Source organism: Acinetobacter sp. Marseille-Q1618 (genome assembly GCF_902809855.1).
Lineage (GTDB): Bacteria > Pseudomonadota > Gammaproteobacteria > Pseudomonadales > Moraxellaceae > Acinetobacter.
The window spans coordinates 1,422,756-1,444,418 of record NZ_CADDWJ010000001.1; the positions used below are offsets into that span (position 1 = coordinate 1,422,756).

Below are 21,663 nucleotides of genomic sequence, written 5' to 3' on the forward strand. Positions count from 1 at the left end.
TAAATCTTTAAACTCAACCTTCCCTAGTAAAATTTTGAGAAAATGGAATGCAAAAAAATATTTCAGGCGCGATTTTTTATTCATCGTTATTCGCTATTGGCGGTGCACCAACACTTGCGATGTTAATCATTCAAGCTCAAACCAATAACCCTGAAATTATTCAAAATGCTTTGTTGGGTTTAACCATTGCTCTAGCCTGCGTACTTATCCCTATTATTCTGATTCAAAATACTCTTATTTTTTTTAATCGTAACAAATCCAATCTAAACGAGAAAATCAAACCTCTTTGTACTTTCTATTTAGTGCTTGATGCGATGTGTTTATTATATTGGTTAGCGATTCAATTCCTATAAATGATGAAATTACATAATTACTATGATTATGAAGCAATTTCATATACATGCTATGTTTTAATTTAAATATAATTGCGCTTATTACTTTATATTTGTTGGAGCACATGATAATGAATAATAAATTTATGTTGGGTGTTTGTGCAGCAAGCTTAATTTCTCTTTCTGGCTGTACAACAATGGCAGATATGGCGGGTGCAGATAGTGCAACTTTAAATGTCGCAGCAACCCAAGGGTTTAATAAAACAGTGCAAGAAGCACGTAGCAATAAAACGCTAGATACTTCATCTTCTACCTATAGTCGTATTAACAATGTATTTAAACGCTTAAAACCTTATGCAGATCAAATGAATCAAACAGGCACAAAGTTTGACTGGCAACTTGCCGTATTAAAATCTGATCAAGTCAATGCCTATGTTGCCCCAGGCGGTAAGGTGGTGTTTTATACAGGGATTGTCAATAAACTCAACTTAACTGATGCTGAAATTGCAGCAGTGATGGGTCATGAAATGATCCATGCTTTAGAAGAACATGCAAAAAATAAAATTGGTGCGCAAGCATTGACTGATTTAGCATTACAAATTGGTTTAAGTGCTGCGGGTGATCGTGTCGGTCAACTCGGTACAGCAGCAGCCCAACTTGGTTCACAAGTAGGTGTAGGCTTACCTTACTCTCGTAGCTTAGAAAGTCGTGCTGACCAAGGTGGTTTAATGCTTATGGCAAAAGCAGGCTACAATCCACAAGCTGCTATTTCTCTTTGGGAAAAAATGAATAAACTTGAAGGTGCAGGTGGCGCTTCATTCTTATCCACTCACCCTTCTAATTCACAACGTATTGAAGCAATGCGTAAAAATTTACCAGCAGCACAAGCCGTTTATAATAATCGTTAAAAGTTTTTATTCATTCTGAAAATAAAAACCTTTACTTAAAAACCGAACTTATTTGAGTTCGGTTTTTTATGGTTTCAAGCTTTACAATAATCAAATTTTTAGTAAAACCAAATTTATATTTTTTAAAATGATCAAATCACACGCTATTGTATATTTATTCATTCGTAGCGATATAAAAATTAAAATATCCACTCAACCAAATAAATTTTTATTGCACTTTTTCAAGTTTTTTCCTATTCGACTTTCAATAATTAATAGAATATTCATATGATAAACACTTATTTTTTTATTACTCAATGAGAAAAATTATTTGTTTTTATATTCTCATTGAGTATAAATTTGACTCTCCAAATTAGATTAATTTTCACTTATTTTTATCGCAATATATAAAATTCAAACTAACCAATACGGCGTTTTAAACCTGTCATTTGCAATACACGTGTTGAAATTTCTTCAATGGACATTTCAGAAACATTTAAATATTTAATTCCTTCAGAAATGTAAATACCTTCAACTGCTCGCAATTCCATTTGGCATTGAGAAAAGCTTGCATAACGGCTATTTGCTTTACGTTCTGAACGAATTGCAACCAAACGATCAGCATCAATCATTAAACCAAATAATTTATGTTTATGTTCTTTTAACACCGCAGGTAGACGATTATCATCTAAATCTTCTTCTGTAAGTGGATAATTTGCAACACGAATTCCAAATTGTAATGACAAATAAATAGAGGTTGGTGTCTTACCTGAACGAGAAACCCCGATTAAAATTAAATCAGCCTTATCATAATGGCGTGTACGCGCACCATCATCATTGTCCAAAGCAAAATGTACGGCATCAATACGGGCTTTGTATGACTCCGAATCGGTCACTGCATGGGTTTGTCCGACTAAAGTTGTAGGCTGAGTCCCTAAAACGTCTGACAATTTACTAATAAGACCTTCAAAAACATCAAGATTTACTGCATTTGCAGTATTAATAATGTCACGCACATAAGGATCAACCAATGTGTCAAAAACTAAGGGTTGTTGCCCATCTTTTTCAGCACGAAGGTTGATCTCTTCCACCACATTCATCGCTGCTTCTTCTGAGGTGATATAAGGAATGATATGTATATCAAACTTTACGTGTGGAAATTGCGCTAATAGAGAGTGTCCGAGGGTTTCAGCCGTAATCGCAGTACCATCAGAAATGAAAAATACGCTTCGCTTTATTTGGTTACTTTCTGACATTAAAAATCTCCTCAAACATTTGTCTTAGCGATGTATAATCTTTATAGTAATGCCCATCTTACATGACTATCGCTTAGTTGAATCAAAAAGCTAAGTTTTTTGTTATAATTTCAAGCCAAGATAGTGATTAATACTGCAAAAGTGGAGTAACAACTTTGGAAGCACGCGTAATCGGTCTGGAAAAACTAGGGAAACACGACGTTGAGATCGTGGGTGGTAAAAACTCTTCACTTGGAGAAATGATCAGCCATTTAGCAAATGCTGGCGTATCTGTACCAGGTGGATTTGCAACGACTGCTGAAGCATATCGCGAATTCCTTGAGCAAAGCGGCCTAAATGCTAAAATCAATGCAGAGCTTGCATCATTAAATGTTGATGATGTAAACGCACTTGCTGAAACTGGTGCAAAAATCCGTCAATGGATTGTAGACACTCCACTTACGCCAGGACTTGAGCAAGAAGTTCGTGAAGCTTTCACTGCCCTTTCAAACGGCAACCCAGACATTGCTGTTGCTGTTCGTTCATCTGCAACTGCAGAAGATTTACCAGATGCGTCATTTGCAGGACAACAAGAAACTTTCCTCAATATCCGTGGGATCGACAACGTTCTTATTGCGATTAAAGAAGTTTTTGCTTCACTTTATAATGACCGTGCAATCGCTTACCGTGTTCACCAAAACTTTGCCCATGACATCGTTGCCCTTTCTGCAGGCGTGCAACGCATGGTGCGCTCTGAAACTGGTGCTGCTGGTGTAATGTTTACATTGGATACAGAGTCTGGTTTTCGTGATGCAGTATTTATTACCGCTTCTTACGGTTTGGGTGAAATGGTGGTTCAAGGTGCTGTCAACCCTGACGAATTTTATATTTCTAAACCGCTTTTACGTGCAGGTAAACATGCGGTGATCCGTCGTAACCTTGGCTCTAAACATCAAAAAATGATTTATGGCGAAGAAGGTGCGGCAGGTAAATCTGTAGTGGTTGTCGATGTTGAAAAAGCTGAACGTCAACAATTTGCTTTAAATGATTTAGAACTTCAAGAATTAGCAAAACAAGCATTGATCATTGAAGAACATTACCAAGCGCCAATGGATATCGAATGGGCGAAAGATGGTGATGACGGTCAAATTTATATCGTTCAAGCACGTCCTGAAACAGTAAAAAGCCGTGAAAATGTCGGCACCATGGAACGCTACCTGCTTAAACAAAAAGGTACTGTGCTGTGTGAAGGTCGTTCAATCGGTCAACGTATTGGTTCTGGTAAAGTTCGCATTGTTACGTCTATCAAAGAAATGGACAAAGTACAACCAGGTGACGTACTAGTATCTGACATGACTGACCCAGATTGGGAACCAGTAATGAAACGTGCTGCTGCAATCGTGACCAACCGTGGTGGTCGTACGTGTCATGCTGCAATTATTGCACGTGAGTTAGGTGTCCCTGCAATCGTAGGTTGTGGTAATGCAACTGAAGTATTGACTGATGGTCAAGAAGTGACTGTTTCTTGTGCTGAAGGTGATACAGGCTTTATTTACGAAGGTGCTTTGGATTTTGAAATTCAACGTAACTCTATCGAATCTATGCCTAAACTTCCGTTCAAAATCATGATGAACGTGGGTAACCCTGATCGTGCATTTGACTTTGCTCAAATTCCAAATGAAGGTGTCGGTCTTGCACGTTTAGAATTTATCATCAACCGTATGATCGGTGTACATCCTAAAGCATTACTGAACATTGACAGTTTACCACGTGAAACTCGTGCAGCTGTAATGGCACGTACTGCGGGTTATTCTTCACCAATCGAATTCTACGTTGAAAAATTAGTAGAAGGTATTTCTACACTTGCTTCTGCATTTGCTGATAAACCAGTGATCGTGCGTATGTCTGACTTTAAGTCTAACGAATATGCAAACTTGATCGGTGGTAAGTTATACGAACCAGAAGAAGAAAACCCAATGCTTGGTTTCCGTGGTGCGAGCCGTTATGTGTCGGATAACTTCCGTGATTGCTTCGAGTTAGAATGCCGCGCATTGAAAAAAGCACGTGATGAAATGGGTTTAACCAACATCCAAATCATGATTCCATTCGTTCGTACTGTCAATGAAGCGAAACGTGTCATTGAATTATTGGCTGCGAATGGTTTAAAACGTGGTGAAAATGGTCTTAAAGTGATCATGATGTGTGAATTGCCAACCAATGCATTATTGGCTGAACAATTCCTTGAGCACTTCGATGGCTTCTCTATCGGTTCAAACGACTTAACTCAGTTAACACTGGGTCTAGACCGTGACTCTGGTATCGTTTCACACTTATTTGATGAACGTGATGCAGCAGTTAAAACATTATTAGCAATGGCAATCCATGCATGCCGTAAAGCAGGTAAATATGTGGGTATCTGTGGTCAAGGACCTTCTGACCATCCAGATCTTGCAAAATGGTTGATGGAACAAGGCATTGAATCTGTTTCTCTTAACCCAGACTCAGTATTAGATACTTGGTTCTTCCTTGCTGAAGAACAAGCACAACAAGCTTAATCTTCATTAGAGATTAAAAGACCCATTCGTGGGTCTTTTTTATGCTTAAACAAATTAAATAAAAGACCAAGCTAAGATCAAATCATAATTCAGTATCACTTTTGACTTCAAGGAAAGTCTGTACACATGCTCCTTCCGCATCACAAATATAGACACTTGTCGGCAATGCAATTGAGTATTTCCATATATAGGAATAAAAGCCCTCACTCAATATTTCAAAATTACATTGCTCATCTGCTTCTATATACATTTCAGTGAATAGCACATAATCATCAGCACCACACCGATTAATCTCATTGATATTATTCATAATAAAATCCAAATAAGCTCTTTCATAAGTTGAACGGATATTATTTTCTCGATAATCAACAAATTCCTCTGGATGAACCCAAGATAAATTATTTGGATATTTGGCATCATATTTCGTATTTAACTCATTAGAATATAAACGTTGGATACATTCTTGAGCTTTAAAATTATCCCCACTTGTCCGAAACGTTAAACGCATTTTCATATTGTTTTTCCCTCAAGCAAGATCTTCATATTTTAAAGTTTTATGTAACATTAATTTTAATCTGCATCAAATTCTTATATACATTATTTTTTAAAAATAGATGTTTGTAGTTTATGTTATATTATTCTCCATCTATAAATTTTAGCTTTACTTTGAGAATTGAGTTTTATGCAGATTTACTTGGCGAGAAATAATCAACAAGCTGGACCATATACACTGGAACAAGTCAATCAAATGCTCGCAGACCAACAAATCTTACTGACAGATTTGGCTTGGCATCAAGGCATGACTGAATGGAAAGCTTTGGGCGAACTCACACAAGGTAAACTTGTTTATCAACCTACAGGCTACGTTGCTCCAGTTTCACTCAATAAAACTGAACCATTTTCTACCCCTTCTACTGCTTCACCATCAAATCAAGCCAAGCAAAATGTAGAGCTTGCACCACTTAGCTCTCGCTTTTTTGCAAAAATCATTGACTTATCTTTTTGGTTGCCTGCTTCTATTATTTTAGGATTATTCTTAAATAATGATCAGATTCAAAAACTTTCAAGTCTACAAGAACAAATGTTGGCAAAAGCACAAAGCAATGATGTCAATCAAGTTTTAGAAATACAAACTCAAATGCTAGCACTTTTTCCAGACCAAGCTTGGATTGCGATGTTTAGCTATATTTTCATTATGTTGGCTGTTCAAGCCTATTTTCTCTCCAAATCTGGACAAAGTATTGGTAAAAAAGCATTAAAAATTAAAATCGTAGATGAAGAAAGCAATGAAAAAGTCAGTTTTTTACGAGTATTCGTTCTACGCTCAGTGCTTTTTATTGTAATTTATCGCTTTTTAGGTCTATTTGCGATCGTTGATCTGCTCTTTGCTTTCAGTAAAAAACGACAAACATTACATGATAAGTTGGTTAAAACGAAAGTCATCAAATAATAATTTTTTTGTATTTTTCTAAAGGATGTGAAAACATCCTTTTTTTATTGATATAACATTGATTTAGTTAAGTATATTTTAAATTTAAATTACAAATCTGAGTAAAAAAATTGGTTTTTGTTACAGTTATTTAAAGCCTTTTTACATATAGCTAAGTTTGTCGATATAAGGCATAATGCCCTACAACGTCTGGGTGTCATATCATTGAGAATGTTTGCTATTTGTGATTAATAGTCATTTTCAATCATGCGACACTTTAATCGCTATCCCATATTTAATAGGGAATGGGACTCTTCACCGAGGTTGTAAAATGAGACAAACGATTTTAGCTGTATTGTCTTTATCTACGCTAGCTGCACTCTTAACTGGGTGTGGTGGTGATATAGTACTTCTAAACTCTAAAGGTCCAGTTGCAGAAGGTCAAAGTAACCTAATGATGACTGCGATTTACTTAATGCTTTTGGTCGTAATTCCTTCGATCATTATGGCGTTAGTGTTTGGTTGGAAATATCGTGCGTCAAATAAAGATGCAGACTATAAACCTACTTGGGCACACTCAACTGCAATTGAAATTGTTGTTTGGGGTATTCCTGTAATTATTATTGGTATTCTTGCGTATTTAACATGGTGGGGCTCACATAAATATGACCCATACCGTCCGCTTGAATCAGAAAAAGCACCTGTAACTATTCAAGTTATTGCTGAACAGTTCAAATGGATATTTGTATATCCTGAGCAACAAATTGCAACTGTTAATGAAATTCGTTTCCCTGAGAAAACGCCAATTAACTTTAAAGTCACTTCTAACTTTACAATGAACTCTTTCTTCATTCCTAAGTTAGCAGGTCAGATTTATGCAATGGCAGGCATGCAAACTCAATTACATGTTTTAGCAGATGAAACTGGTGTATATCGTGGTTTCTCTTCTAACTATAGTGGTTATGGTTTCACACAAATGCGCTTCTTAGCTCATTCTGTAACTGAACCAGAATTCAATAGCTGGGTAGAAGCAATTAAAGCAGGTCAAGGGACTTCAATTAATCCTGAAGCTCAACAAAAAACTGTTTTAGATGCAGCAGAATTTGCAGCACTTAAAGATGGTGACCGTTCTAAACACCAAATTGAGAACATGGTCAAAAATGCACATACCCCAGAAGAAAAAGCACTTGCAGAAGAAGCTGAACGTAAAGGTCCATTCCCTACTAAGCCTCATCCTGTAACTTACTATTCTTCAGTTGAGCCTAATTTGTTCGAAAGCATTATCAACAAATACATGAGCAACTATCACGGTGCTGATCACTCTTCGCGTGCTGAACATGCAACTGCTTCAGTAGAGGAATAAGACATGTCGGTATTATTCGGTAAACTCAACTGGGACTCGATCCCTTATCAAGAGCCAATTGTACTAGTAACCATGATTATCATGGCTATTGGTGCTGCAGCACTTCTTGGTGGTATCACCTATTTCAAAAAATGGGGATACTTATGGAATACTTGGTTCACCTCTGTAGACCATAAAAAAATTGGTATCATGTATATCATCGTATCTGTAGTCATGTTAGTACGTGGTTTCGCAGATGCAATTATGATGCGTCTTCAACTGTTCCTTGCAAAAGGTGGCGGTGAAGGTTATTTACACCCTGACCACTATGACCAGATTTTCACCGCACACGGTGTAATCATGATTTTCTTCGTAGCAATGGGTCTTGTTGTAGGTATGATGAACATCGCTGTACCACTTCAAATTGGTGCACGTGACGTTGCATTCCCATTATTAAATTCATTGAGCTTCTGGTTATTTGCTGGTGCAGCAGGTTTAATGATGGCTTCACTTGTATTAGGTGAATTTGCTGCAACAGGTTGGATGGCTTATCCTCCTCTTTCTGGCATTCAGTATTCTCCTGGTGTCGGTGTGGACTACTATATCTGGGCGCTTCAGGTTTCAGGTTTAGGTACGCTTTTAACAGGTGTTAACTTCTTTGTAACCATCATCAAAATGCGTGCACCTGGCATGGGACTTATGGACATGCCGATCTTTACTTGGACTGCACTTTGTACAGCAGTATTGATCATTGCATCTTTCCCTGTGTTAACTGCAACCATTGCAATGTTAACGCTTGACCGTTACTTCGATTTCCATTTCTTCACCAATGAGCTTGGCGGTAGCCCAATGCTATATGTGAACTTAATTTGGACTTGGGGCCATCCAGAAGTATATATTCTGATCTTACCTGCTTTTGGTTTGTATTCAGAAATCGTTTCAACTTTCTCTCGCAAAACATTGTTTGGTTATAAATCAATGGTATATGCGACAATTGCGATCACAGTTCTTGCGTTCGTAGTATGGTTACACCACTTCTTTACTATGGGTGCTGGTCCAAACGTTAACGCGTTCTTCGGTATTATGACCATGATCATTGCGATCCCAACGGGTGTAAAAATCTTCTCTTGGTTATTCACCATGTATAAGGGTCGTATTACATTTACATCACCTATGTACTGGACACTTGGTTTCCTTGTGACTTTCGGTATCGGTGGTTTAACTGGTGTACTCATGGCTGTTCCACCAGCTGACTTCTTAGTACACAACTCTTTATTCCTTATTGCTCACTTCCATAACGTAATTATCGGGGGTGTAGTATTCGGGATGTTCGCAGGAATCACTTTCTACTGGCCAAAAATGTTTGGTTGGAAGTTAAATGAAACTTGGGGTAAAGCATCTTTCTGGTTCTGGTTCTTCGGTTTCTATTTCGCATTCATGCCACTTTATATTCTTGGTTTCATGGGCATGACACGTCGTTTGAATACTTATGATAACCCTGAATGGGATCCATACATTACAATTGCTTTCTTCGGTTCAATCCTTGTTGCAATTGGTATCTTCTGTTTCATTATGCAAGTAGTTGTAGGTTTCTTACAACGTGAACAAAATATGGACCATACAGGTGATCCATGGGATGGTCGTGTACTTGAATGGTCAACATCATCTCCTGCACCATTTTATAACTTTGCTCAACTTCCTAAGATCAATGGTATTGATACTTTCTGGAATGACAAAGAAAATGGTGTAGCGTATGCACGTCCTAATAAATATGAAGATATTCATATGCCAACTGACCGTGCTGCTGGTTTTGTTATTGCAATGTTCCTTACAGTAATGGGCTTAGCTTTGGTATGGCATATTTGGTGGCTTGTTATTGCAACGTTCTTAGGTGCTGTGATCAGTTTCATCGTAAGTTCATTTACGAAAAAAGTGGATTACTATGTACCTGCTGCTGAAGTAGAACGTATCGAAAATGAGCGTTATGCTTTACTTGAAAAACACTTGAAGAAGGACTAAAGATATGGCTGAAGTACTTCATCACGACAACCATCAACATGATGAGCATCATCATCACGATGATACTGACATCACCGTTTTTGGTTTTTGGACATATTTGATGAGTGACTTGATTTTATTCGGTACACTCTTCATCGCGTTCGCTGTATTAAGCAGTCATATTCCACCTGGAACACCAAGTGCAAAAGAACTTTTTGGTGAGTCTTTAGGTTTTGTTTTAACTGAAACTTTTGCTCTCTTAATTTCTTCTGTTACTTTTGGTTTTGCAGTACTTGCTTCTTACAAGAAAAATGTTGGCCAAGTATTACTTTGGTTAGCTGTTACTTGGGTATTTGGTGCAGCGTTCATTGGCATGGAACTTTATGAGTTTAATCATTTAGTTCATGCTGGTCATGGTCCAAGTACAAGTGCGTTCTTATCTGCGTTCTTTACCTTAGTCGGTACGCATGGTATTCACGTAACTTCTGGTTTAGTCTGGATGATCGTGTTAATGGTTCAAATCAAAAAATATGGTTTGACTTTACCAAACACGCGTCGTCTTGCTTGCCTAAGCTTGTTCTGGCACTTCCTTGACATCGTTTGGATCTGTGTATTCAGCGTGGTTTACTTAATGGGAGTAATCTAATGAGTCATGATCATAATGCGTCAGGTGCTTCACATGGTAATGTGAAACAATATACGATTGGTTTTATTGTTTCTGTATTGCTTACTATCGTTCCATTTTATATGGCAATGCACCCTGCTGATTTTAGCCGTGGCACTATTATTGCAACGATTGCAATTACAGCTGTGGCACAGATTTTAGTGCAATTGGTTTTCTTCTTGCATATGAACTCATCATCAGAACAACGCTGGAACGTTATTGCGTTCGTTTACACTATTTTGTGTATTGCTGTGCTTCTTATCGGTTCTGTATGGATTATGAACTACTTACATTCAAACATGATGCTCTAGGGTGTCATGTTGAAGAAATATTTATTCCTGACTAAGCCAGGAATTCTCTTCGGTAACTTCGTTACCACTTTGGGCGGCTTTTTCCTAGCCGCTCAAGGTTCTGTAGATTTCCTCTTACTTCTCATCACATTACTAGGCACTACACTCGTGGTTGCTTCAGGTTGTGTTGTGAATAATGTCATTGACCAAGACATTGACCAAAAAATGCAACGTACGATGAATCGTGCATTAGTCAAAAAAACCATTCGTCCTAATGTCGCACTAATTTTTTCAGTGATCTTGGGATTATTGGGCTTTGGCTTGTTGTGGTTTTTTGTCAACGCCTATGCATTTGGCTTTGCTGTAATTGGCTTTGTCGTTTATGTAGTATTTTATAGTCTATGGGCAAAGCGAACGACCATTCACCAAACAGTGATCGGAAGTATCTCTGGAGCGAGTCCTCCTGTAATTGGTTATACTGCTGTGACCAATGAGTTTGATGTTGCTGCGTTATTGATTTTCTTAGCGTATGCATTTTGGCAAATGCCACACTCATGGGGAATCGCAATTTATCGCTTTGATGATTATAAAAATGCTAATATTCCGATTTTGCCTGTAGCACGTTCAATTCGTCGTACCAAAGTTGAAAGCTTACTTTATGTCATCTTGTTTGCGGCTGTGTTGAATGGTCTGTATTGCTTTGGTTATACAAACATTTTCTTTTTAATTACTTTTAATGCGCTCTGTGCGTATTGGGTATATTTATCAATTATCGGCTTTAAAGCAGAAAATGACCAAATCTGGGCTAAACGCTACTTTTTATATTCTGTAATTTTAATTACAGCACTTAGTTTTAGTTTTAGCTTTAGTTATGTGTCGCCTGCGCCGCATCTTCCAATTTTTTAAAAAGATAGAGTTTGCTCTATCTTTTTTATAACTGTTCTTATCTCTTACTCAATACAATTCACCCCATATCGCATGGTATAAAGTCAATAAAGAATTATTCGCTTTAAAACAACTATTCAAACAATCTTAAATCCTTTATTTTAGAATTAGCACATAAAAAGATCACAATAAGGCTTTGAGGATTTATAAATGTCAAATACCCAAATCAAAGTTATTGCTTTCGATGTTTTTGGCACACTCGCTAGAATTAAAAAGAAAATATCGCCCTATAAAAAATTTATTCAATGGTTACATAGACAAGGACATACTCCACAAACTAATGATGCGATGATGGTTATGTCTATTGATGGTAACTTTCAAGACATCGCGACACATTTGAGTTATCACATACCACAAGCTTTTCTTGACGAACTCAATAGCGAACTTCAAGCTGAATTAGCACAAATTGAACTTTTTACAGATAGCCTGCCTACTTTAAAACGCCTTAAAGAAAATGGATATAAAATCGCACTATGTTCTAATTCAGCAACACCTTATGGTAATTACATCAGCAAATTGATGAGAGACATTGACCTATATGCGTGGAGTTATGAAGTTCATGCCTGTAAACCTGAACCTAAAATCTATCAATATATTATTGACCAATTAAGTTGTCAGCCTGATGAGGTTTTATTTGTCGGTGATACACCCCTTGCTGATGTTCAAGGTCCTACGAGTTTTGGTATGTCTGCGAAATTAATTGATCGTAAAAATGGGCAAATGCTACATGATGTTTTAATGGATTTTCTATAAATTTTTTCAACGCTAAGTATAGGCTAATTGAGAATTATTTTTAGCAGAAAAATTAGACGCTTAAAATAAAAAATGAAATATCGAATGATTTATTTGTTTTTATTAAAATATTTACCTATAATAAGCCCTCGCAAATTTGCGACACAATCTGTCTGTTTACAGTTCAGTTGTGACTCCTTGCTTCATTCATATTTGAATGGGGCTGCATAAACCGTAAGGAGCTGACAATGCGTCACTACGAAATCGTAATTCTGGTACACCCAGACCAAAGCGATCAAGTGGTAGGTATGGTAGAACGCTATATCTCTCACATTAAAGATGCTGAAGGTCAAATTCACCGTCTTGAAGATTGGGGCCGTCGCCAATTGGCTTACCCAATTAACAAAATTCACAAAGCGCACTACATTTTAATGAACGTTGAATGTAATCAAACTACGCTTAATGAATTGGAAGAATTATTCCGTTACAATGATGCTATTCTTCGTAACGTTATTATTCGTCGTGAAAACGCTATCACTGAAGAGTCTTTATTGGCTAAGAGTGCTGAAGAAAAACGTGCGCGTAAAGCTCAACGTGAAGAAGCACAACAAGCTCAAGACTCTGCTGAAGCATAAGGAGAACACACATGGCACGTTTTTACCGTCGTCGCAAGTTCTGCCGCTTTACAGCTGAGAACGTTACGTACATCGACTACAAAGATATCGACACTTTAAAACAGTACATCACTGAAAACGGCAAGATTGTTCCTAGCCGTATTACAGGTACTAAAGCTCGTTACCAACGTCAATTGGCGCTTGCGATTAAACAAGCTCGCTACTTAGCGTTGATTCCTTACACTGACAATCATAAGTGAGGTTGAGCTGTGGATATTATCTTATTACAACGTATTAAAAACCTTGGTAAATTAGGCGATAAAGTATCAGTTAAAGCTGGTTACGGTCGTAACTTCCTTATCCCTCAAGGTAAAGCTGTTGCTGCGACTGAAGCAAATACTGCTGCTTTTGAAGCACGCCGTGCTGAACTTGAGAAACAAGAAGCTGAAGTATTGGCTGCTGCTCAAGCACGTGCTGACCAATTGAACGAAGTAAATATCGTAATCACTGCGAAAGCGGGTGATGAAGGTAAATTATTCGGTTCTATTGGTACACGTGACATCGCTGACGCATTAACCAATGCTGGTCTTGAAGTTGACCGTGCAGAAGTTCGTTTACCAAACGGTGCGCTTCGTAACACTGGTGAATTCAACATCGCAATCCAATTGCATCATGATGTTGTTGCAGAAGTTCTCGTTACTATCGTATCTGAGTAATTTCGTACCAAGAAAAAGAGCATACTTTTGTATGCTCTTTTTTTATCTTTAAAATATTGGAAAGCTACATTCCCCTGCTAATTTAGGTTATCCTCTTAATCTCTTGTTAAATAAATAAGTCGACACTGATTTATTTTTATTCATGTAAAAGTCAAGGTTTTTTATGTCACAGGCAACTGCCAAAGCTTCCGTAAATACTTTTAGCAAAGATGTAAAATCTACAGATACATCACAACAGTTAAAAGAATTTCGTACGCCACCGCACAATTTGGCGATTGAACAAGCGGTACTTGCTGCACTCATGACCGTTGCTGAGTCGTTCGAACAAGTCAGTGATGTGCTACATGAAAATGACTTTTATGCCTCACGCCATAAATATATTTTCCGTGCCATTGAACAACTGAACAAAGACGGCTCACCCTATGATGCAGTTTTGGTCAATGACTGGTTGATTAAACAAAACTTATTGGATGCGATCGGTGGTGAAGAATATCTGGTTCAATTGATGGCAGACTCGCCTGCTAGCTTCTATAATTTAGAAACCTATGCCAATAAAATTCGTGAATTTGCCACTTTAAGAAATATGATCAAAGTGGGCAATGAAATTTTGCAAAATGCTTACGATACCAAAGGTCGTGAGGTAAGCGAAATTTTAGATTTAGCAGAAACCAATATTTTCTCGATTGCTGAACAACATAATAATAATGCTAAAGCTCAAGGGCCAAAACCAATTACCTCTGTGGTCGCTGACGTTTTTGATAAGTTAAATGAACTTTCGCAAATGGAAGGTAATATCACAGGTTTAACCACAGGCTTTGTCGAACTTGATAATAAAACCTCAGGTATGCAAGCAGGTGATATGATCATTGTTGCAGCACGTCCATCGATGGGTAAAACTACATTCGCTATGAACCTTGTGGAAAGCGTGTTATTTAACTGTGATTTGCCAGCATTGGTTTTTTCTATGGAAATGCCAGCTGACTCGATTGCCATGCGTTTAATTTCCTCTTACGGTAAAGTCCATCAAGGGCATTTACGTGCGGGTAAACTGGATGGTGACGAATGGTCTAAAGTCACAGGGACGATTTTACAACTTCAAGAAAAACATCTATACATAGACGATTCCTCTGCCTTACCCCCTACAGAAATGCGTGCCCGAGCAAGACGCATCGCCAAACAACATGGCGGGAAACTCGGCTGCATCATGGTCGATTATCTTCAATTGATGAAAGTTCCAGGCATGGGCGATAACCGTGTGGGTGAGATTGGTGAAATTTCACGATCTTTAAAAGCATTGGCTAAAGAAATGCAATGTCCAGTCATTGCACTATCACAGTTAAACCGATCTTTGGAGAACCGACCAAATAAACGTCCTGTCATGTCCGACTTACGTGAATCTGGTGCGATCGAACAGGATGCCGATTTGATTATGTTTATCTATCGTGATGAAGTGTATAACAAAGAGTCCAAAGAAGCAGGCACTGCCGAAATTATCATTGGTAAACAGCGTAATGGCCCTATTGGTACGGTACGCCTTGCATTCGAGGGGCAATATACCCGTTTTAGTAATTTGTCACCTGAATACTATGCTCAATATGATGATGAAGAGTAATGCCAAAGTTGCTCTTTTTATTGATGCTTATTTTTAATCATCATAATCTTATAATGATGATCTAAAATAATTGAGTAACTTTTCCCACCATGATTTAAACGTTGAAAATAAATCATTATTGTGCTGAATATCATGGATACCCATTGTCGGAAATGCTGCATTTAACTGCTGACATGTTGGGTATTTCTGCTGCAATTTCACCAAATAATAGCGTTGATCATGTTTTAAAAAACCATCTAAAATTCCGACTGATTTCCTATTTCCTACTGCACAATTGGAGGTTTGTTTATTCCATGCTAAAAATGGCACAATAGGTTCAGCAATACTCAAACGATCATTTTCACAGCTCAATGCCGCAAACGATACAATTTCATATTGTTCAGGTTTATCACCATTTGGTGAATAAGCTAAACCAATGATTAAGCTATTTTTTACAATACTGTCAGGTGAAAAGCTACTGTACCACTGGGTTGGACGTGCATATCGAAATTCATCAAATAGTGAGCGGAAAATAAATTGATCTGAATTCAGCTGTATCTTGAACTGAGAGTTTTGTCCTTGCACTGCATGGGCTGCTTGATAACGTGCAATAAATACGTCATCGGGCGAATGCGGCATACATGCAATACTTTGTTCTATAGAAAATATTCCACAGCTTAAAACATAAATTAAAACACGGTATTGCATGGAAAACCTTAAAATTAAGTTAGTTTTTATAAGTAAATAAATATCACAAAATGTCTAATAACAACTCTTTGCTGTATAAAATAAATATTCCACACATAAAAAAGCCCTGAAAATTCAAGGCTTTTAAGGTTTAAAAAATTAACGTCTTGGTAGTGGAATATATTGCGAATCACTTTGCTCGATTTGACGCTCACCCACTTTGACATTCAAGTCTAGTGTGTCTTTTCCTCGAATCACTTCAACTTTAATTTCAGAGTTTGGTGCTTGCAAAGCCACATAATTAATCAAATGCGAAGTTGAGGTAATTTCTTCATCATTGACTTTAACAATACGATCACCAATTCGTAAACCTGCATCCGCAGCAGGACCACGTTTCAACACATCTGCAACGACAACACCTTTTTGACGAGGTGCTAACACATCTGCTTGTGTTGGAGGGATTAAGCTAATGCCTAACCAACCACGAATGACACGACCATCTTTTAAAATTGAATTCATGACTTGTTGACATACTTTTGCAGGAATGGCAAAACCAATCCCCAAAGAACCACCTGACTGTGAGAAAATAGCAGTATTAACACCGATTAGATTCCCAGCGACATCAATCAATGCTCCGCCTGAGTTTCCAGGGTTAATCGCTGCATCAGTCTGGATAAAATCTTCATACGTATTGATGCCTAAGTCAGAACGCCCTGTCGCAGAAATAATGCCTTGTGTTACCGTTTGTCCAACCCCAAATGGATTTCCAATTGCAAGTACAACATCACCGACTTCATTACCACTGAGTTTGAATGGCAATACTGGTAAATTATCCAATTCAATTTTAATGACAGCCAAGTCGGTATCTGGATCAGTCCCAATCACTTTTGCTTCAGCACGACGACCATCTTGCAAAGCAACTACAATTTGTTCGGCTTGTTCAATCACATGATTATTGGTTAAGATATAACCATCAGGACGTACAATCACACCCGAGCCTAAGCTATTTTCATTTTGTCCTTGGTTTTGATCTGGAATTTGATTACCAAAAAACTCGCGAAATGCAGGATCATTTAATAAAGGATGATTCTGTTTGACTTTTTGAGTAGTGAAAATATTTACCACCGCAGGCGCTGCAACTTTTACTGCTGCACTATACGACACCACGCCGCCCGTGCGTGATGTATCGACCAATGGCTCAACCTTTTCAGCTGGCATTTTTACCCCATCTGCTGCGATGGGTGCTTTGGGTTGTTGTAATTTTTGCCATACAGCAAAACTGATAATAACTAGGATGAGTAACACCCAAGGTAGCCATGTAAAGGTACGGCGCACTTTTTCGTTCCTCTTAAGAATTTTTTAATTGATTGATGTAAAAGTATTTTCAATATTGTAATCTAATTCAACAAATAAACCTAAAAAACACAAGGAGTTTTGTTCAGCTTTAGTTACAATTAAATAGATAACGTGTTCTCACAATTTATTTGCTGTCTGTTGATATTTCATGGCATAAGTATGCTTATCACTTACACAAATAGATGCTTACATCCTCATTGAATTGTGTTGTAGTAGAACATTTTTATGACGTGATTAAAGGATTTTTCACATTTCAATCCATTATTTTCATTTTGAAAATGTTTCAACAAACTTTTTCTTATTGCACATTGATTAGAGCATTATGGCAAAATTATCTGAAATCATTCAGTGGTGTGATCGCACATTAAAAGCTGCTGAATTTAAAGACTACGCACCGAACGGTCTACAGATCGAAGGTAAAACTGAAGTTAATAAAATTTTATGTGCTGTCACCGCTTCTCAAGCTGCAATTGATGCAGCGATCGAACAAAATGCTGACTTGCTCTTAGTTCACCATGGTTATTTTTGGAAAGGTGAACCTTATCCGATTACAGGTATGCGTGGTAAACGTATCAAAACCTTGATTCAACATGATATTTCGTTGGTAGGCTATCATTTACCTTTGGATGCACATCCTACACTTGGAAATAATGCAGCAATTGCTGAAATTTTAGCTTTAGAAAATATCGAAGCACTTGATCCTAGCGAGCGTAATCCAATTGGCAACATTGGTTATCTAAAACACCCCATATCACCTGAAGCTTTTAAGGCTTTATTAACTGAAAAATTAGGCTTCGATACGATTCATCTGCCTGCATCAACAACACAGGTACAAAAAATTGGTTTTTGTACTGGTGGCGCACAAGATTATATTGAGAAAGCAGCAGAACAAGCCTGTGATGCTTATATTTCTGGTGAAGTGAGTGAGCGAACTTTTTATCAGGCACAAGAATTGAATGTTCATTATTTTGCATGTGGACATCATGCTACTGAACGTTATGGTGTACAACGACTCGCTCAGGCTATTTCAGAACAGTTTAATATTGAGTATAGTTATTTTGAATTAAACAATCCTATTTAATGGCGACAGAGAAAACTTGATATTTGTGTACACATTTACACTTAAATGCAAGACTTTTTTGTCAATCAGAATAGCTGATTTTTAACATTTTCTTTATACGTATTAAATCGAAATAATTTGTGTATTGTTATTTAACAACTTGCACAATTGTTCGTAGAATCTATTACAATAAAGCCACTTAATGTTAAAACCCAGCAAAATGCAAGGAATTTAGAACATGTCAACGATTACTTTACCTGCACTTCCTTATGGTTATGATGACCTCGCTCCACACATCAGTAAAGAAACTTTAGAATATCACCACGACAAACATCACAATACGTATGTTGTAAACTTAAACAAAGCGATTGAAGGCACTGACTTAGCTTCTAAAACATTAGAAGAAATCATCGTTGCTACAGCAGGCGATGCTGCTAAAGCAGGTGTTTTCAATAACGCTGCACAAGTTTGGAACCACACATTCTACTGGAACTGTATGGCTAAAAATGGTGGCGGTAAAGCAACTGGTGCTTTAGCTACTAAGATTGATGAAGCTTTCGGTTCTTATGAAAAATTTGCAGAAGAATTTGCCAATGCTGCAACAACTCAATTTGGTTCAGGTTGGGCTTGGTTAGTTGCTGACAAAGTAAATGGCGAACTTTCTATCCTTAAAACTTCAAATGCGGATACGCCACTTGCTCATGGTAAAGTTGCAGTATTAACAATTGACGTTTGGGAACACGCTTACTACATCGACTACCGTAATGCACGTCCTAAATATATCTCTACTTTCTTAGAAAGCTTAGTGAACTGGGATTATGCAAATGCAAAATATGCTGGTCAAGAAGCTGGTGTAGAAAAATAATTAATTAACAATTAATTATCTAAAAAGCCAGTCAAGATTTTCTTGACTGGCTTTTTTATTTAGCACAAATTACAACAGGCAAATTTAAGATGCTTTTGTCTGTGCAGTAGCATCTGCTAACTTATAAATTAAATCCTGCATTGCTAACATCTGATCACGATTAGCATGATCCCACGGATGAAAATTTGGTCGAAAATAATCAATATAATTTCCTAATTGCTTTCTTAAAGCACCAACTTCACCAAAAGTGTATTTATATGCTTTACGCCAACTTGAAAAATCAGTGAGTTTTTTCTCATCCATAACAATCTTTGTAAAGACAGGAAGCACCAGCCCCCAAAACACCACCGTAGCCAATACTAAACCTAAACTACGAATCGCATAAGCATAAGGTCCATGCCCCATTGCAGTATTCCAAACATCAAAAGCAACTGCTTTATGTTCGGTTTCTTCAAAAGCATGCCAACGCCAAATGTTGGCATAATTTTCTTCTGCACCTTCAAACAATTCAGGAATTTGTAATACTGAATCTGCAAGTAAAGCAGTAAAATGCTCAAGCGCTATGGTACCGCTCAACCAAAAATAAGCAGGTGTATGTTGTTTGATTAAACCGAAAATATCTAAAACGAGTTTTTCAAACTTTGGAGCGATAGGATTACGTGCAAATAAAGCACTGTTATAGTCTTCATGCTCACGCCCATGCATGGCTTCTTGACCAATAAAAGCAGTAACCGCCTTTTGTAACTCAGGATCTTGTACGAGATCACGATGTGCACGCACCGCATCAATAAAGAAGCGCTCACCAATCGGCAAAACAATGGAAAATGTATTTAACAATGCTGTAAAAATCGGGCCTGCGGCAGTATGCCAATCTGCAATACGATCAGCAGGTAAATCAAAGCGAATATCACGGCGAATCGGCAATGGCTCATGATATGTAGTCGATTTAATAAATTTTTGTAAAATACCCATTTTCAGAATCCATCCTGTTCTTAAGTTTATTGTCTATCCTAAAGAAAATTGTACCCTTTTGGGTACAATTCACTATGTCATTTCAACCCATTTCCATGTCATTGCATCCCTTTTTAAGACATTTAGGTCAAATAAATCACATTAATCTCGTCGGTATAGCGTTACCACACATGCACCGCCCAAACCTAAGTTGTGTTGTAATGCCACACGGGCATTTTCAACTTGACGATTGCCTGCTGTACCCCTTAATTGCCAAACCAGCTCAGTGCACTGTGCTAAACCTGTTGCGCCTAAAGGATGCCCTTTAGACAGTAAGCCACCTGATGGATTGGTGACATATTTTCCACCATAGGTATTATCTGCATCCCAAATAAATTTCTCTGCTTCACCTTCAGGACATAATCCTAAAGCTTCATAGGTCAACAATTCATTGGCAGTAAAACAATCATGTAGCTCAATTACATCAACGTCTTCTGCACCTATGCCTGCTGCTTCATAAACTTGATTTGCTGCTTGTTGTGTCATGTCGTAGCCGACCATTTTAATCATGCTTTTTTCATGAAAACTAGAAGCATAATCAGTCGTCATTGACTGTGCTGCGATATAAACGGGGTTACTAATACCATGCTTTTTCGCAAACTCATCTGAACACAAAATTGCTGCACCTGCCCCACAAGTTGGAGGACAGCACTGGAAACGCGTTAAAGGATCAAAAACCTCATCTGAAGCCATGATTTCATCCAGTGAAAGCACTTGTCCAAATAAAGCATAAGGGTTTTGGCTGGCATGTTTACGTGCTTTTACTGCAATCTGCCCAAAGGTTTCTTTTTTTGTGCCATATAACCAACGGTATTCACGCCCTGCACCACCAAACATTTGTGCCGCAGGAGGTGCAGAGTTGAAACCCTGAACATCTAACATCACTTGCGCATGCTGTCCCATTGGTGGTTCACGGTCATTGAATTTTGCACCCAATGCACCTTTTTCCATTTTTTCAAAACCTAGTGCCAGCACACATTCTGCCAAACCACCTTCAATCGCTTGACGTGCTAAAAATAAAGCACTTGAGCCCGTTGAACAGTTGTTATTGACATTTACAATCGGCACACCTGTTAAGCCTAACTCATAAGCTGCACGTTGCCCACAGGTCGAGTCGCCATACACATAACCTGCAAAAACTTGTTCAATGTCGCTATATTGAATGCCTGCATCTTTAAGTGCATTTTGCCCAGCTTCTTTTGCCATTTCGTAGTATTCAGCACTTGCTCCCGGCTTGGCAAACTTAGTCATTCCCACGCCGATCACATTGACACGTCTTTTCATTTTTATACTCCAAAATATAGCATCTCGTTCAAAATATGAATGGATTCAAAAGACGCTATATTTTTATATC

22 protein-coding genes are annotated in these 21,663 nt (G+C 37.8%); 16 read left to right on the forward strand and 6 right to left on the reverse strand.

All coding sequences use genetic code 11. The features are described 5' to 3' along the window. The first annotated feature begins 47 nt into the window (after positions 1-47). Together HUS24_RS06730 and HUS24_RS06735 are read left to right on the forward strand one after the other, a co-directional pair. Complete coding sequence (locus HUS24_RS06730) at positions 48-353, forward strand: hypothetical protein (protein WP_173911287.1); 306 nt, start codon at positions 48-50, stop codon at positions 351-353. Positions 354-463: 110 nt separating this feature from the next. Further along, a complete protein-coding gene (locus HUS24_RS06735) occupies positions 464-1,240 on the forward strand; it encodes a M48 family metallopeptidase (protein ID WP_173911288.1) in 777 nt (258 codons plus the stop codon). A gap of 398 nt (positions 1,241-1,638) precedes the next feature. Here HUS24_RS06735 and HUS24_RS06740 read toward each other — a convergent pair whose 3' ends face one another. Beyond that, positions 1,639-2,475: a pyruvate, water dikinase regulatory protein gene (locus HUS24_RS06740; protein WP_173911289.1), complete on the reverse strand. Its 837-nt coding sequence runs from the start codon at positions 2,473-2,475 to the stop codon at positions 1,639-1,641. A gap of 155 nt (positions 2,476-2,630) precedes the next feature. Between HUS24_RS06740 and ppsA the strand changes: the two genes are divergently transcribed. Continuing rightward, a complete protein-coding gene (gene ppsA / locus HUS24_RS06745) occupies positions 2,631-5,009 on the forward strand; it encodes a phosphoenolpyruvate synthase (protein WP_173911290.1) in 2,379 nt (792 codons plus the stop codon). Positions 5,010-5,091: 82 nt separating this feature from the next. Here ppsA and HUS24_RS06750 read toward each other — a convergent pair whose 3' ends face one another. Further along, positions 5,092-5,523 carry a hypothetical protein gene (locus HUS24_RS06750; RefSeq protein WP_173911291.1) on the reverse strand — a complete coding sequence of 144 codons (432 nt, stop codon included), beginning with the start codon at positions 5,521-5,523 and terminating at the stop codon, positions 5,092-5,094. 168 nt (positions 5,524-5,691) lie between these two features. Here HUS24_RS06750 and HUS24_RS06755 point away from each other — a divergent pair, with 168 nt between their 5' ends. The 11 genes from HUS24_RS06755 (at position 5,692) to dnaB (ending at position 15,351) form a co-directional block, all read left to right on the forward strand. Beyond that, a complete protein-coding gene (locus tag HUS24_RS06755; protein ID WP_173911292.1) occupies positions 5,692-6,459 on the forward strand; it encodes an RDD family protein in 768 nt (255 codons plus the stop codon). A 310-nt stretch (positions 6,460-6,769) separates the two neighbouring features. Then, positions 6,770-7,801, forward strand: coding sequence for a ubiquinol oxidase subunit II (cyoA, locus tag HUS24_RS06760; protein ID WP_173911293.1), 1,032 nt, complete (start codon positions 6,770-6,772; stop codon positions 7,799-7,801). Between the two features lie 3 nt (positions 7,802-7,804). Continuing rightward, the gene (gene cyoB / locus HUS24_RS06765) at positions 7,805-9,799 is read left to right on the forward strand and encodes a cytochrome o ubiquinol oxidase subunit I (protein WP_173911294.1); all 1,995 of its coding nucleotides are present in this window, start codon (positions 7,805-7,807) and stop codon (positions 9,797-9,799) included. 4 nt (positions 9,800-9,803) lie between these two features. Continuing rightward, a complete protein-coding gene (cyoC, locus tag HUS24_RS06770) occupies positions 9,804-10,424 on the forward strand; it encodes a cytochrome o ubiquinol oxidase subunit III (RefSeq protein ID WP_173911295.1) in 621 nt (206 codons plus the stop codon). Beyond that, entirely contained in the window at positions 10,424-10,753 is a 330-nt protein-coding gene (gene cyoD / locus HUS24_RS06775; protein ID WP_173911296.1) for a cytochrome o ubiquinol oxidase subunit IV, read from the forward strand. The genes cyoC and cyoD overlap by 1 nt, the downstream gene beginning before the upstream one ends. Positions 10,754-10,759: 6 nt before the next feature. Further along, positions 10,760-11,638 (forward strand): heme o synthase, encoded by an 879-nt coding sequence (gene cyoE / locus HUS24_RS06780; protein WP_173911297.1) that lies wholly within the window; start codon positions 10,760-10,762, stop codon positions 11,636-11,638. Between the two features lie 189 nt (positions 11,639-11,827). Continuing rightward, positions 11,828-12,430, forward strand: coding sequence for an HAD family hydrolase (locus HUS24_RS06785; protein ID WP_173911298.1), 603 nt, complete (start codon positions 11,828-11,830; stop codon positions 12,428-12,430). 227 nt (positions 12,431-12,657) lie between these two features. Then, complete coding sequence (gene rpsF, locus HUS24_RS06790) at positions 12,658-13,044, forward strand: 30S ribosomal protein S6 (protein WP_035267614.1); 387 nt, start codon at positions 12,658-12,660, stop codon at positions 13,042-13,044. An 11-nt stretch (positions 13,045-13,055) separates the two neighbouring features. Beyond that, on the forward strand, positions 13,056-13,283 hold the full coding sequence (rpsR, locus tag HUS24_RS06795) for a 30S ribosomal protein S18 (protein ID WP_004719336.1): 228 nt from the start codon (positions 13,056-13,058) through the stop codon (positions 13,281-13,283). Between the two features lie 9 nt (positions 13,284-13,292). Beyond that, positions 13,293-13,739, forward strand: coding sequence for a 50S ribosomal protein L9 (gene rplI, locus HUS24_RS06800; RefSeq protein WP_171530162.1), 447 nt, complete (start codon positions 13,293-13,295; stop codon positions 13,737-13,739). Between the two features lie 163 nt (positions 13,740-13,902). Next, on the forward strand, positions 13,903-15,351 hold the full coding sequence (dnaB, locus tag HUS24_RS06805; RefSeq protein WP_173911299.1) for a replicative DNA helicase: 1,449 nt from the start codon (positions 13,903-13,905) through the stop codon (positions 15,349-15,351). A 48-nt stretch (positions 15,352-15,399) separates the two neighbouring features. Here the strand turns inward: dnaB and HUS24_RS06810 are convergent, their stop codons facing one another. Next, positions 15,400-16,038, reverse strand: a complete 639-nt coding sequence (locus HUS24_RS06810; RefSeq protein WP_368033780.1) for a hypothetical protein — start codon at positions 16,036-16,038, stop codon at positions 15,400-15,402. Between the two features lie 138 nt (positions 16,039-16,176). Next, a complete protein-coding gene (locus HUS24_RS06815; RefSeq protein ID WP_173911300.1) occupies positions 16,177-17,352 on the reverse strand; it encodes a S1C family serine protease in 1,176 nt (391 codons plus the stop codon). Positions 17,353-17,695: 343 nt separating this feature from the next. On the opposite strand from HUS24_RS06815, the gene HUS24_RS06820 reads away from it, so the two are divergent. Both HUS24_RS06820 and HUS24_RS06825 read left to right on the forward strand, forming a co-directional pair. Further along, entirely contained in the window at positions 17,696-18,454 is a 759-nt protein-coding gene (locus HUS24_RS06820) for a Nif3-like dinuclear metal center hexameric protein (protein ID WP_173911301.1), read from the forward strand. Positions 18,455-18,671: 217 nt separating this feature from the next. Beyond that, positions 18,672-19,298 (forward strand): superoxide dismutase, encoded by a 627-nt coding sequence (locus HUS24_RS06825; protein ID WP_173911302.1) that lies wholly within the window; start codon positions 18,672-18,674, stop codon positions 19,296-19,298. An 84-nt stretch (positions 19,299-19,382) separates the two neighbouring features. Here the strand turns inward: HUS24_RS06825 and HUS24_RS06830 are convergent, their stop codons facing one another. After that, a complete protein-coding gene (locus HUS24_RS06830) occupies positions 19,383-20,270 on the reverse strand; it encodes a metal-dependent hydrolase (RefSeq protein WP_173911303.1) in 888 nt (295 codons plus the stop codon). 141 nt (positions 20,271-20,411) lie between these two features. Next, positions 20,412-21,593 carry a lipid-transfer protein gene (locus HUS24_RS06835; protein ID WP_173911304.1) on the reverse strand — a complete coding sequence of 394 codons (1,182 nt, stop codon included), beginning with the start codon at positions 21,591-21,593 and terminating at the stop codon, positions 20,412-20,414. Positions 21,594-21,663: the final 70 nt, after the last annotated feature.

What these genes read in the sequence shown, in the direction of transcription:
- HUS24_RS06730 (WP_173911287.1), top strand. Translation starts at nt 48, where the DNA reads ATGCAAAAAAATATTTCAGGCGCGATTTTTTATTCATCGTTATTCGCT.
- HUS24_RS06735 (WP_173911288.1), top strand. Translation starts at nt 464, where the DNA reads ATGAATAATAAATTTATGTTGGGTGTTTGTGCAGCAAGCTTAATTTCT.
- HUS24_RS06740 (WP_173911289.1), bottom strand. Translation starts at nt 2,475, where the DNA reads ATGTCAGAAAGTAACCAAATAAAGCGAAGCGTATTTTTCATTTCTGAT.
- HUS24_RS06750 (WP_173911291.1), bottom strand. Translation starts at nt 5,523, where the DNA reads ATGAAAATGCGTTTAACGTTTCGGACAAGTGGGGATAATTTTAAAGCT.
- HUS24_RS06755 (WP_173911292.1), top strand. Translation starts at nt 5,692, where the DNA reads ATGCAGATTTACTTGGCGAGAAATAATCAACAAGCTGGACCATATACA.
- cyoA (WP_173911293.1), top strand. Translation starts at nt 6,770, where the DNA reads ATGAGACAAACGATTTTAGCTGTATTGTCTTTATCTACGCTAGCTGCA.
- cyoB (WP_173911294.1), top strand. Translation starts at nt 7,805, where the DNA reads ATGTCGGTATTATTCGGTAAACTCAACTGGGACTCGATCCCTTATCAA.
- cyoC (WP_173911295.1), top strand. Translation starts at nt 9,804, where the DNA reads ATGGCTGAAGTACTTCATCACGACAACCATCAACATGATGAGCATCAT.
- cyoD (WP_173911296.1), top strand. Translation starts at nt 10,424, where the DNA reads ATGAGTCATGATCATAATGCGTCAGGTGCTTCACATGGTAATGTGAAA.
- cyoE (WP_173911297.1), top strand. Translation starts at nt 10,760, where the DNA reads ATGTTGAAGAAATATTTATTCCTGACTAAGCCAGGAATTCTCTTCGGT.
- HUS24_RS06785 (WP_173911298.1), top strand. Translation starts at nt 11,828, where the DNA reads ATGTCAAATACCCAAATCAAAGTTATTGCTTTCGATGTTTTTGGCACA.
- rpsF (WP_035267614.1), top strand. Translation starts at nt 12,658, where the DNA reads ATGCGTCACTACGAAATCGTAATTCTGGTACACCCAGACCAAAGCGAT.
- rpsR (WP_004719336.1), top strand. Translation starts at nt 13,056, where the DNA reads ATGGCACGTTTTTACCGTCGTCGCAAGTTCTGCCGCTTTACAGCTGAG.
- dnaB (WP_173911299.1), top strand. Translation starts at nt 13,903, where the DNA reads ATGTCACAGGCAACTGCCAAAGCTTCCGTAAATACTTTTAGCAAAGAT.
- HUS24_RS06810 (WP_368033780.1), bottom strand. Translation starts at nt 16,038, where the DNA reads ATGCAATACCGTGTTTTAATTTATGTTTTAAGCTGTGGAATATTTTCT.
- HUS24_RS06820 (WP_173911301.1), top strand. Translation starts at nt 17,696, where the DNA reads ATGGCAAAATTATCTGAAATCATTCAGTGGTGTGATCGCACATTAAAA.
- HUS24_RS06825 (WP_173911302.1), top strand. Translation starts at nt 18,672, where the DNA reads ATGTCAACGATTACTTTACCTGCACTTCCTTATGGTTATGATGACCTC.
- HUS24_RS06830 (WP_173911303.1), bottom strand. Translation starts at nt 20,270, where the DNA reads ATGGGTATTTTACAAAAATTTATTAAATCGACTACATATCATGAGCCA.
- HUS24_RS06835 (WP_173911304.1), bottom strand. Translation starts at nt 21,593, where the DNA reads ATGAAAAGACGTGTCAATGTGATCGGCGTGGGAATGACTAAGTTTGCC.